Genomic DNA, 11,013 nt, shown 5'->3' on the forward strand with positions numbered 1-11,013 from the left:
AGTAAAAATATTTTGGCCGCAGGGCTTGCGGTGTCAGTCTGTAGAGCGACCATAAGACCAGAACAGAGTAAATCTGTTAAGGCAGGTGCGAAAAATCCTTCGGGAAAGAAGCAGAAACCCAAATCGTGAGGTTTGGGAATCGCCGTCCGTTTTACGGCGGTGAGGATGTCAAACTGTTGATTGAACTCTTGTCCAGAGTTACTACGGCCTAGTGTACCCCACATACGAAATAAATCCAACAAACGCAACAAACGAAAAATATGTTTTTGTCACAACTTGCTCACCAGTTCGGAATCAAGTGTGATGGCGAAGGCACTGGGTAGCAGTACGCTGATCTTGTCGGTTGGGTTGGTGGCTGTTACCCAACACCCTCAAAACCAAGATTAAATGCAGTAGGATAGACGTTGGATAGATTTTCTAGATGGCGTTGTCAAATTGAAAGATGCTCCGAATCAGCACCGGAAATGAAATTACTTTGATAACAAGGATTGCATTGCATCTTTCCTATTCTGATCTGACAACGCCCACTTTCTTATATTTTAAACAGCATTTAGTATCGTATCTTGATTCAGCAGGGACGAAAATCTTTTCAGGACTCGTAGCGTCGATAAAGCCGCTGCACCTTGTCATAAAAACGCTTGCGGACTTTTTCTGGGGAGATCAACAAGCAATCTTCCCCGTAGGGGAGAATCTCGCGGAAAAACCAGAAGCTACTCGTTATCTGTCGGGTGATCTGCCGGATGGGGGGATCGTTCGAGATCAATTCGTCGGCGATATCGATAGCGGTTTTAGTCCGGTACGATCGAGCTAATCCATCGAACAGGTGAAACTCGGCCGACACACTATCAAGCTGATTGCGCCATTTGCCCCTAGGGATCGGGGTAATTAAGGAATCGTTGGGGATTCGATCGATCCTTAAACTCCAATTATGGTGTAGTTCGGAAATATCTTGATTTCCCTCGGTTTCCTCGCACCAACAATCGAGATATAAGCGATCCTCGTGACGATTGATAGCGGCATGGTAAAGATGGAATTCCCAGATTCGATCGCCGGCATCCTGATAGGATAACTGAAACGGTTGTTGTCGGAGAATGGAGCGATCGAGTTCCAGTCGCCATGGTGGGGGAGGATTATCGAGGTGGCGTTCTAGTTCTTTGCGTAAGGGGTCTGACAGTTCGCTCCGTTCTAATAGTAGTTTAGTTAGTTCTAGGGCGATGGGGATTTGTCCAGCATCGATGAGAAAATCGATCGCCTGTTGGAGCATCTGCAAGCGATCGGGCTTCCAGTCGTGATTAGGGGCGATTTTAAGTTTATTACGGGCAATTTCTTTGATTAACTTCGATATATTCGGTTTATCTCCCCAAAATAGCCCGAATTCACTGGCAAGGATTTCTAGGGCCTGTTTTTCTTTTTCACTGACCGATAAAGTGATTGATTGTCCTATCCGGCTCATAGTTTATAAATATACGGACACTTTTTCTGTTAAGGTACTTGTCCATCCCTATTATCGTGGTTATTATGGAAGATAGCAAGGAGTTACGGACAGAAATTCATGGTAAATTATCAAGTAACGCTCAGGCCAGTCTATTCCTGTCCCGCAGACGAGATCCCGGACGGGATCAAGGTTCCGCAAGGATGGCGGTTATCGTGGCATCAGGTGGAGACGTGGAAAGCACTCAACGATCCCGATATCGATGTGATTTTCAATACGGCCATGACGGGGGACGGGAAAAGTCTAGCGGCCTACCTGCGAACTTTGCAAGGATATTTCCCGATTATGGGACTCTACCCAACCAACGAACTAGCGCGGGATCAGCGGGGTCAGATCGAGGCATATATTCAACGATTTCAACCAACGGATCAACCCCGGGTCAATCTTTTAACCGGGCCCGAGTTGGAATTGTACGCCGAACGGGATGGGAAAACGAAAGCGATCGCTCTAGAGACTCGATCGAAACAGTCGGAAATTCTCTTAACTAACCCCGATATTTTCCATTATCTGCATCGGGGGGCCTATTTAACCCCCTACGATAACCCCGATCAGCTATGGAACCGGATCGATAAACATTTCGCTCTCTTCCTATTCGATGAATTTCACGTTTTCGGCACGCCACAGGTCGCCAGTATTATCAATACCATGCTTCTAATCCGACGGGCCAATCGTGGGAAACGATACCTGTTTTTGTCCGCAACTCCCGACGAGAGTTTACTAAAACGATTGGATAAAGCGGGGTTTCGCTATCGATCGATCGACCCGGTAAGAGAAGGAAAATACCGGTTTCCCGATACCCCAGAAGAGGCCAATTCCCTCGCTCAACAGGGATGGCGACAAGTAACCTCGGAAATCGAGCTATCTTTTATTCCCTTACCGTCGAGTTTTCAAACTTCGGAAAATTGGTTGAAGGAAAATAAAGAGCGAATTTTAGACTATTTTAAGCGATACCCCGGCAGCAAGGGCGCGATTATTCTCAATTCGATCGCTTCGGTTAAACGGCTGCTGCCGATTTTCCGAGAATTATTGGCGACTATCGGTTTAACAGTGGGGGAAAATACGGGTCTTTCGGGAACGCGGGAGAAGTTGGCATCGTTAAATCGTGATCTGGTGATCGGAACGAGTACCATCGATGTGGGGGTGGACTTCAAGATTAATTTCCTCATTTTCGAGTCGTCGGATGCGGGAAATTTTATTCAACGTTTCGGCCGTTTAGGCCGTCACAGCGGCTACGATCGAAAGGGAACAGCGGTAAAATTTGCTAACTTCACAGCGATCGCTCTGGTTCCAAAATTTTTCCTAGAACGGTTATTCGAGAAGAAAGACGCACCGTTACAAGTCGGGGAACGGTATGACCGAATTCAGCTACAGGAGGCCATCAAGAGTAATTACCGTCATATCAATAATTTCGAGGGTTATTACCAACGTTGGGGAGCGGTACAATCATTTCAACTCTGGTGGAATTTAGGGAGTCCGAAGATCAAATCCCAATACGGGGAAAGTCGCCAGAAGTTTCAACAGGAATGCGAGGAGGTTTTCGATACCAGTTTAAAACGGGTCGCCGGTCGGGTGAAAGGATGGGCCGACGAATGGAAGGAGTTATCGGGGAAAAGCGGTAATCCGATTTTCGAGGATGCGTCTAGTTTTCGCGGGTCAAGTCCGTTACTATGCGGGTTATACGATTCGACGGAACCAGAGGAATGCGATCGCTTTAAAACCTACGATTTACCCAGTATTCTCGGTAATCTAGAGGTGGAGGTGTGGAGAAAAGGCGAGTTTAAGCGCCAGATCGAGGCCACGAAAACACCGATCGCGCGCAGACGTTTCGATTATTGTCTTGCGTTTCTGAATTTAAAGGGATATCGAGAGGAACGGTTAAACTGGCGCTTTACCTACGACGGCGATTTAGGCGAGATCGCCTCCGCGTGGAAAGTGCAGGTTTTGACGGGAATCGGTGTTTGGCAACCGGATAATCCTTGGCTCGATCGAATTAGTCGGGAGTTACGGGATCTGGCTCTGGTTAGCTTCGTTTTTGCCTATCCCGTCGCTGCAGTTCGCCAACGCTTACAATTACCGATGCACTTCGGTATTTATCCGATTAGTGACGAGAGTAGTATTCATTTTCCCCTGTCACCCTATTCTATAGCGATCGGTCAATCGGCTTTGTTGTTGGATACTCTCGCTCATCGGTTCAAAGGTAAAGGGGGTGAGGTGTGGATCTGTTGATGCCGTTTGAGGCTACCAAGAGATGAGGGAGTCAAAGTGTACGGACACTTTTTCTGGGATTTAGTTGCTCTTTGCTTCCTCCGCGTTTGATAATAGACATAGACAGACGCTAGGGACATCGATCGATATATCCATCGGATTCTTGCCAATTTTTTGATGGGAGCTAAATATGAATAGGCTAGTAGAAAAAATTACGGCTATTGTCGAAAAACTACCGAATTTAAAACTATTAATTCTCTTCGGTTCTAGAGCGCGTGGAGAGCATAAACCTGATAGCGATTGGGATTTCGCTGTTTTATACGAGGAAAGAAGTGATCAAAAGGATATTTCGAGTCTATTGAAAATTTATACACTACTCGAACAAGCTTTAGAGATTCCCGAGGACAAAATTGATGTGATTGATTTAAAAGAATGTTCGCCGATCCTTGCTCATTATGTCGCGCGGGATGGTCAACTTCTATACGAACGGGAAACGGGACTATTCGAGGGATTTAAAGAAAAATTTCTCATGAATCCTGAAGAATCGAAAGCGTTATACCGTCAATTACGGAATAATCTAGAGATTTCTCTACGAGAAAAAGGAGTGTAAATGCTATTCAACCTCTGATTGCGATAGACGAATTAAACCTCATGAATCAATACCTCGCCGAACTTAGCGAGTACGGTTCGATCACTTTAATTGAGAGAAAAAATTGATCCTGATATCATTCATTCCTCGATCGCTAATATTTTACGAGATTATCCCCGCTACCAACGCTCGATCGTTCAATATCTAGATTCTTTGGAGGCAGAAAATGGTTAGAAATACGAAAGAATTGAAAATTATCAATACAGTCAATAGAATAACTACGACTGTGGAAAAACTACCGAATTTAAAACTATTAATTCTCTTCGGTTCTAGAGCGCGCAGAGAGCATAAACCTGATAGCGATTGGGATTTGGCAATTTCATACGATGAAGCAAACAGACAAACACATATTAAGGAAATCAGTAATGATTACTTAACTTCTCTCTCTATCTTGAGTGAATTGTTTGAGATAAACCGTGATTTGATCGATCTAATTGAACTCGATCGCTGTTCTCCATTAATGAAGTATCAAGTCGCACGAGATGGAAAACTTATCTATGAAAAAAATACGGGAGACTTTTTAAAATTTCGTGTACGCGCTTGGAAAGAGTACGCCGATACCGCTAAATTCCGAAAGATTCAAAAAGACAGTATCGATCTTTGGCTCAAACAATGGGGAGTTTAAACGATGGAAAGGGAGATAGTCACCGTTAGAATTCGTTTGATGATCAAATATCTTAATCGATTACGGGGGTTCGAGAGCGTTACTCTATCAGAGTATTTGGACAATTTTGACTATCAACTTATGGTTGAGAGATTGATAGAATTGTTGGTAGAGTCATCTTCCGATATTAATAGCTATCTTCTTTTACAATTACATAACGTAACTCCCGCTACCTATTACGATTCTTTTATAGAAGCTGGTAAAAATGGTTTAACTACCAGAGAACTAGCCGGGGAGTTGGCGAAATCATCAGGAATGCGAAATCGTTTAGTGCATCAATACGAGGCGATCGATAATGAACTTGTTTTTAAGGCGATTCCGATCGCTTTATCTCAATTTCCGCTTTATCTCAAACAAATTACCGACTATTTAGACTCTCTAGAGGTGAAAGATGCCTAAAAAACAAAAAAAATTAGAGGAAACGGGACAGTTAAATCTATTCGATAACACTACAGAAATTGACGATGAAGATCTGGATTTTGAGTTCGAGGATATTGATTTAGAATCTCTTTCTGGCGAAGATTTAGGAATTAGCGAATCGGTAAGCGATCGCCGAGTCGAAACTGTTCGCCAACTGCTAACCCTAAAACTCCTACGGGAGGCGATTCGAGCCGAAAACCCCGACGATCGAGTTATGGCAGATTTTGCCGAAATGGTATTACCCAATTTACTCCGATTAGCGATCGGATCAACAGCTAAAGGAGGAAATTTTATTGAGGCAGTTGATCGCGGTCGTGAATTGAGAAACAAACCTAAAGCTAAACGGGATAACGCTGGTGATCAATCTCTAAATACTCATTTACTTAATGGGTTATTTCCTGCCAATCTCATCGAGAAACGCTTACAAAAGCTTAATACTACGGTGCGGCGGATAATTAAAGAGTTCGAAAGAAGATTGGCCATAGCAGGATTTCTTGTTCATGATTTCGAGAAATTCTCTTACGATCGCTTCCCGTCCATGTCAGAGAGATATATACAAATTCAGCGAGATTTCATTCAAGATCCGTTTAAAAATCAAGACCCTCGTAAATTATCTAGGGAAGAACATCGGGAGATTCTACAGGTACTAATTCCCGAATTGGGATTAGATCGTTTCTTATTTCCAGATAATCCCGAACGATGGTTAGAATATCTCGATGATCTACTGTATATTGCCAAAAACACCCAACGCCGTAATGACACCGACCTTAACACTTCTGAGGATGGGTTAAATGTTCGTTTAAACGATCGCGTTATAGAGAGTCTATGCGATCTTGCCTGTCTAGCCGATCGCCTCGCATCCATTATTAAACACCCCCACGATGCGGAAAAAGCCTCGTTACAAGATCTTTTATACAGCCTCAGCTATGGGGAACTAAAATTCACTTACCACAGCATCGCCGAAAACCGCGGGGTACTGACGAACGTACTTAATAACGCGGTGATGGAAGCACATCAAGAACTAGACTATCAGCCTTTACTTTACTTGCCTACGGGAGTTGTCTATATCGCCCCCAAAAACGCGCCAGAAGTGTCCCTAGAAACCTTACCGAATCGAGTGGTGGACACGATTAAATCCCTCTGTAGCGGTGAATTACAGCGTAAACAAACGGGATTCGGCAGAGATGGCAAGGGGATGAAATACGCAGATTACTACAGCCAATTTTTCGACGATGCTGGGTTAATGCGCGCTGCCCTCAACGCCACCCTTCGCATCCTCGGTGATAATAAAGCGTCCGTGGCCCGAAGTCGCGGCGAAAACCTGATTAAATTTCAACAACAGGGCGTTTTACCGACGGATTACGATTTTCATTGTGAAGATGATATCCGCATCGATCGCCTAGCGGAATTCGGGGACGTGGTGACGCGGAAAATCTGGGGCGATCGCCTAGAAAAAATCGAACAGGCGCGAAAATTGCAGAAAAACTTACCCGCACCGCCGGATTTAGATTTAATTAGCGAGATCGCACATTATTGGAATCTAGAAAATTATCTGCCACAAATTCGAGCGATCAAGCGTATTAATGAATCGTTAAAAGAACTCAAACTGAAAGGCAATACGGGAGGGGTTCCCTACGAATGGTATTATCTAGCGGCGCGATACCTGAAACAGCATCCCGGAATCGAGGATATTAGACCGGTTGCAGAAGATTTAATCGCTTTTCTCGCCGCAAAAATCGCCGCCATAGTTGCGGGATATAACTTACCCGATGGTTGGGAGGATTTGCGAGAGTGGGTTAATCAAGTGGTGCAGTTACCCGGTCGGGAATTGGCCCACTCGATCAAAACCTTCCAGAAAGAATTAAACCACTACAACGCCGCTAAAAAACAAGGTCGCGGCCGTCAACTTCTCTGTTCGATCTCCCATTCTCCCTATAGTGTCAGCGAACAGATGGAATCGGCGGTTCTTTTTACTCCCCAAGTCTATACTAATAAACAAATGCTGGCAGGCTCGAACGCCAAACGAAACATTTCCAGTATCGCGGGAACGGAAATGATGTTGCGTCAGATTCTTATGAATCAAACCCAAGCGGTAGGAAAACGTTTCGAGGACGGCAAATATCGCTATCTGTACTTTTACCCGACCTATTATTTTACTCCCGAAACCAATAGTTTTTTACAAAAAGCCTACGCTAACATCGCTCAAACTCGTTTTGATAGCTCGATAAAGTTGCACTTTGTCGATAAGAATCTAGTCGCTAACTTCGATCGAACCCGTTATCAGAGTGTCGATAGTTTCCTGATCGATGAAAAATTAAGGCAGAAAAAGGAAACAATTAACGAGGAGGAAGATGGCAAAAAAGACCGCACTTTTAAACTATCCTATCCCGAAGATAAACCCCTAACCTTTTATTTTATGGCCCTACCTCCGGGCCGCGATCCCACCGATACGGAATCCTGGGTTATGCCGGCATGGTTAGGATTAGCTTTCCCGATGATTCTAGATGTCAAAACGGTGGTTTCTGAGTCTCCTATTCCTCCCTATCGCGACGGTGCGGAATTTGAAGAGACGGTATTTCTCGACAGTGCGCCCCAAGCGATCCGGTCTTTAACTCGACGCGATCGATTCCGTCTCGATCGAGTCTTGAACCCATGGCAAGATAATGACGGAAAAAAATATCCTGCCCCTCTAAATACCCTAACCGCAGCCTATTCTATTCATTTGGACGTGAACTCGAAGCAGGGTAAGACGGGTTATGATCCCAATTGGGGCAAATTAACGGAACTCGCTATCAATTTAGAAACCAGTCCTCTCTATGTTTTTCATTACCTTAAACAGTGGAAACGGGGCAAAGATGCCGATATACCGAGCGCTAATCGAATCGCTCTGTATCTCTACGATTTTTATCCTTGTTTCGATCCCTATGTACAAGCCAACCGAACCAATTTAACTATCGATATGACAGCAGAATCGCCCTTAAATCACCCGAAAAACTTAACCGAATTGTATCGTCAATTCTATCGAGCTAATAAACGATATAATCCGAAAGCGAACGCAGTTTTAAAACCGATCGATGTGGCCGCCGATACGATTCTCAAAGGAGGAATGTATCAGGGAGAAGCCCTAGTTTCTGTAGTAGCGGCGGAAGTGGCCAGCTTAATGAATCGGGTTCATGCTTCTACAGCAGAAGGTCGCTGGATTCTATCCGATCGAGAACAGGAAAGACAGAAAATATTGTCTTTTGCTCGTTATTTTGTGATCGATGTGTTCGAGGGTTCTTTTAAGGGCGATCGAGCGCGTCTAGCCGGCAGACAATTAAACCTTATTCGCGATACCTGCGAATTTCTTTACCGTCTCGAACAGGACAGAGAAAATCAAGAGTTAAAAGTCCAGGGTCAAACTGTGGATGAAGATTCTGAAAACAATAATTAATTCAAGGAGTACCTACCATGTCTTTACTGAAAACCCTCAATTCTAAATTCTTTCATAGCGAGATTCCCTACAAACCGATGGGAAAATACGTTCACTTTTTGACGATTCGAGTCACAGAATCTTATCCTTTATTTCAAACAGATGGAGAGCTAAATAAAGCTCGTGTTCGTGCGGGAATTGATAGCAAAAAAACGATTAGTCGTTTATCGATGTTTAAACGAAAACAGTCAACTCCAGAACGTTTAGTCGGACGAGAATTACTCCGTAAATACAACATTGTAACTGCCGAAGAATGTGAGTACAATGTAAAATTTGCCATGAATAACGCCGACTGTATTATTTATGGTTTTGCCATCGGTGATTCGGGTTCAGAAAAATCGAAAGTAGTAGTAGATACGGCTTTTTCGATCACACCCTTTGATGAATCCCATGAAAGTTTTACTTTAAACGCTCCCTACGAGAACGGTACCATGGCATCAAAGGGAGAAAATAACACAAAAGTAGGAGAAGTGACTAGCAGGATTAGCCAGCAGGATCACATCCGTCCGCAGGTGTTTTTCCCTAGTATTGTCACTTTAAAAGATCCGACAGAAGCGAGTTTTCTCTATGTTTTTAATAATATCCTGCGTACCCGTCACTACGGCGCACAAACCACCCGGACGGGACGGGTAAGAAATGAGCTTATCGGTGTTATTTTTGCTGATGGGGAAATTGTTAGTAATTTGCGCTGGACACAGGCAATATATGATCGCCTTCCCGATGAGGTATTACAATCGATCGATCCCTTAGATGAGGATTTAGTTATGGAAAAAGCCACCGAAGCAATACAAGCATTAATGGCGGAAGAATTTATCGTTCATACCGATTTTATCGGGGAAAATTTTCAACCTTTATTAACTGAGGTGAAAACTCTCACGGGTACGGAAGCAGGAATTTTATCGGTTCTAGATCAAGCAAATAAGGAGTCAAAAAAATACTTTAAACAATATATCGAGAAAAAGAAAGCCGAGAAAAAATAGCTAATTTCGTCGGGTGGGTGTCGCCCACCCTATCATTATGGTACATATTTATTCCTGTCAATTAGAACTGCACGATAGTCTTTATTACGCAACCCGTGAAATCGGCAGACTCTACGAAAGCGAACCCGTAATTCATAATTACGCGCTCTGTTATGCTTTGGGATTGGTAAATAGCGATAGTTATCGTTACTTCTGTTCCGAACAGATTCCACAGTACCAAGAACATTTAAATCCTCTTAACGAAGAGAAAATTTATGTCACTCCCGCACGGGCGATCGCTCATACGGCGGTTCTCAATACTTGGAAATATGCCAATAATAACTATCATGTGGAGATGGAAAAAACCCAGAAAAATATTCCCAGTTTTGGCAGGGCAAAAGAAATCGCTCCCGAAAGTGTTTTTGAATGTTTTATTATTTCCCATCACCCCCTACAACTTCCTAAATGGATTCGTTTGGGAAAATGGATGAGTAAAGCGGAAGTAAAACTGACAGAACTTTCCCTATCAAAACAAAAAGAGGATTTATTTATTTATCCCTATCCTTTAAATCCTCTCGATGTTATGTTTACCCATCAGGTGATTGGCTACGATGTGATTAATATGCCTCCCGTTAGTTTGATTCGTAATGTGAGAATGCGCGGGGAATATTACCAAATAAGCGATCGCCCCGATCTCAAAATTCCCGCTCGATTGTCCTATCGCTTCGGTTGAAAATTGACCATGACTCTTATCTCTTCTAAACCCCTCACTTTACCGGAATTTTTCTCACTAACCGCTCCCGAGGGCGATATTACCTATGAATTAGTCGATGGAGAAGCTATCCCAAAAATGTCACCGAAATTCTTTCATTCTCGTTTAACTCTGGCTTTATCTTCTATACTCGATCGCTGGAATCAAGGACGGGGAGAAGTGGGAATCGAATGGGCAATTATTCTAAGCAAAAACGATCGAGATTGGTGTCCCGTTCCCGATCTTCTCTACATTTCCCTGGAAAGGTTAGGAGATATTCCCCTCACCGATGAAGCTTGTCCCGTTCCCCCGGAATTAGTCATCGAAATTATCTCTCCGGAACAATCCTTCAGCAGCCTGAGCGAAAAAGCCGTGGACTACCTAAAAGCGGGAGTCAGTCG

General features: G+C 43.7%; 10 protein-coding genes and 1 pseudogene. 10 read left to right on the top strand and 1 reads right to left on the bottom strand.

The genetic code is table 11. From position 1 onward, the window contains the following. A pseudogene (locus tag IM507_RS14290) lies at window positions 1-129 on the top strand (RNA-guided endonuclease TnpB family protein); the annotation flags it as partial. A 460-nt stretch (window positions 130-589) separates the two neighbouring features. Here IM507_RS14290 and IM507_RS14295 read toward each other — a convergent pair. After that, window positions 590-1,453: a WYL domain-containing protein gene (locus IM507_RS14295; protein WP_069474935.1), complete on the bottom strand. Its 864-nt coding sequence runs from the start codon at window positions 1,451-1,453 to the stop codon at window positions 590-592. Window positions 1,454-1,552: 99 nt separating this feature from the next. Between IM507_RS14295 and cas3 the strand changes: the two genes are divergently transcribed. The 9 genes from cas3 to IM507_RS14340 form a co-directional block, all read left to right on the top strand. Then, complete coding sequence (gene cas3, locus IM507_RS14300; RefSeq protein ID WP_123230549.1) at window positions 1,553-3,718, top strand: type I-D CRISPR-associated helicase Cas3'; 2,166 nt, start codon at window positions 1,553-1,555, stop codon at window positions 3,716-3,718. A 169-nt stretch (window positions 3,719-3,887) separates the two neighbouring features. Continuing rightward, entirely contained in the window at window positions 3,888-4,307 is a 420-nt protein-coding gene (mntA, locus tag IM507_RS14305; protein ID WP_072924215.1) for a type VII toxin-antitoxin system MntA family adenylyltransferase antitoxin, read from the top strand. Window positions 4,308-4,397: 90 nt separating this feature from the next. After that, a complete protein-coding gene (locus tag IM507_RS14310) occupies window positions 4,398-4,520 on the top strand; it encodes a hypothetical protein (protein WP_259679038.1) in 123 nt (40 codons plus the stop codon). Beyond that, complete coding sequence (mntA, locus tag IM507_RS14315; RefSeq protein WP_123230550.1) at window positions 4,513-4,971, top strand: type VII toxin-antitoxin system MntA family adenylyltransferase antitoxin; 459 nt, start codon at window positions 4,513-4,515, stop codon at window positions 4,969-4,971. The genes IM507_RS14310 and mntA (IM507_RS14315) overlap by 8 nt, the downstream gene beginning before the upstream one ends. A 3-nt stretch (window positions 4,972-4,974) precedes the next feature. Continuing rightward, a complete protein-coding gene (hepT, locus tag IM507_RS14320; protein ID WP_002778659.1) occupies window positions 4,975-5,409 on the top strand; it encodes a type VII toxin-antitoxin system HepT family RNase toxin in 435 nt (144 codons plus the stop codon). Continuing rightward, a complete protein-coding gene (gene cas10d, locus IM507_RS14325) occupies window positions 5,402-8,863 on the top strand; it encodes a type I-D CRISPR-associated protein Cas10d/Csc3 (RefSeq protein WP_190537456.1) in 3,462 nt (1,153 codons plus the stop codon). The genes hepT and cas10d overlap by 8 nt, the downstream gene beginning before the upstream one ends. A 17-nt stretch (window positions 8,864-8,880) precedes the next feature. Beyond that, window positions 8,881-9,882 (top strand): type I-D CRISPR-associated protein Cas7/Csc2, encoded by a 1,002-nt coding sequence (cas7d, locus tag IM507_RS14330; RefSeq protein WP_069474929.1) that lies wholly within the window; start codon window positions 8,881-8,883, stop codon window positions 9,880-9,882. A gap of 37 nt (window positions 9,883-9,919) precedes the next feature. Continuing rightward, window positions 9,920-10,594, top strand: coding sequence for a type I-D CRISPR-associated protein Cas5/Csc1 (gene cas5d, locus IM507_RS14335; RefSeq protein WP_052277822.1), 675 nt, complete (start codon window positions 9,920-9,922; stop codon window positions 10,592-10,594). A 9-nt stretch (window positions 10,595-10,603) separates the two neighbouring features. Further along, window positions 10,604-11,013: Uma2 family endonuclease (locus tag IM507_RS14340; protein WP_287637248.1), on the top strand; the 410-nt coding region annotated here is incomplete at its 3' end.

It is taken from the genome of Microcystis sp. M20BS1 (genome assembly GCF_020245305.1).
In the GTDB taxonomy this organism is placed as follows: Bacteria; Cyanobacteriota; Cyanobacteriia; order Cyanobacteriales; family Microcystaceae; genus Microcystis; species Microcystis ichthyoblabe_A.

What these genes read in the sequence shown, in the direction of transcription:
- mntA (WP_072924215.1), top strand. Translation starts at nt 3,888, where the DNA reads ATGAATAGGCTAGTAGAAAAAATTACGGCTATTGTCGAAAAACTACCG.
- hepT (WP_002778659.1), top strand. Translation starts at nt 4,975, where the DNA reads ATGGAAAGGGAGATAGTCACCGTTAGAATTCGTTTGATGATCAAATAT.
- cas3 (WP_123230549.1), top strand. Translation starts at nt 1,553, where the DNA reads ATGGTAAATTATCAAGTAACGCTCAGGCCAGTCTATTCCTGTCCCGCA.
- mntA (WP_123230550.1), top strand. Translation starts at nt 4,513, where the DNA reads ATGGTTAGAAATACGAAAGAATTGAAAATTATCAATACAGTCAATAGA.
- IM507_RS14295 (WP_069474935.1), bottom strand. Translation starts at nt 1,453, where the DNA reads ATGAGCCGGATAGGACAATCAATCACTTTATCGGTCAGTGAAAAAGAA.
- cas10d (WP_190537456.1), top strand. Translation starts at nt 5,402, where the DNA reads ATGCCTAAAAAACAAAAAAAATTAGAGGAAACGGGACAGTTAAATCTA.
- cas5d (WP_052277822.1), top strand. Translation starts at nt 9,920, where the DNA reads ATGGTACATATTTATTCCTGTCAATTAGAACTGCACGATAGTCTTTAT.
- cas7d (WP_069474929.1), top strand. Translation starts at nt 8,881, where the DNA reads ATGTCTTTACTGAAAACCCTCAATTCTAAATTCTTTCATAGCGAGATT.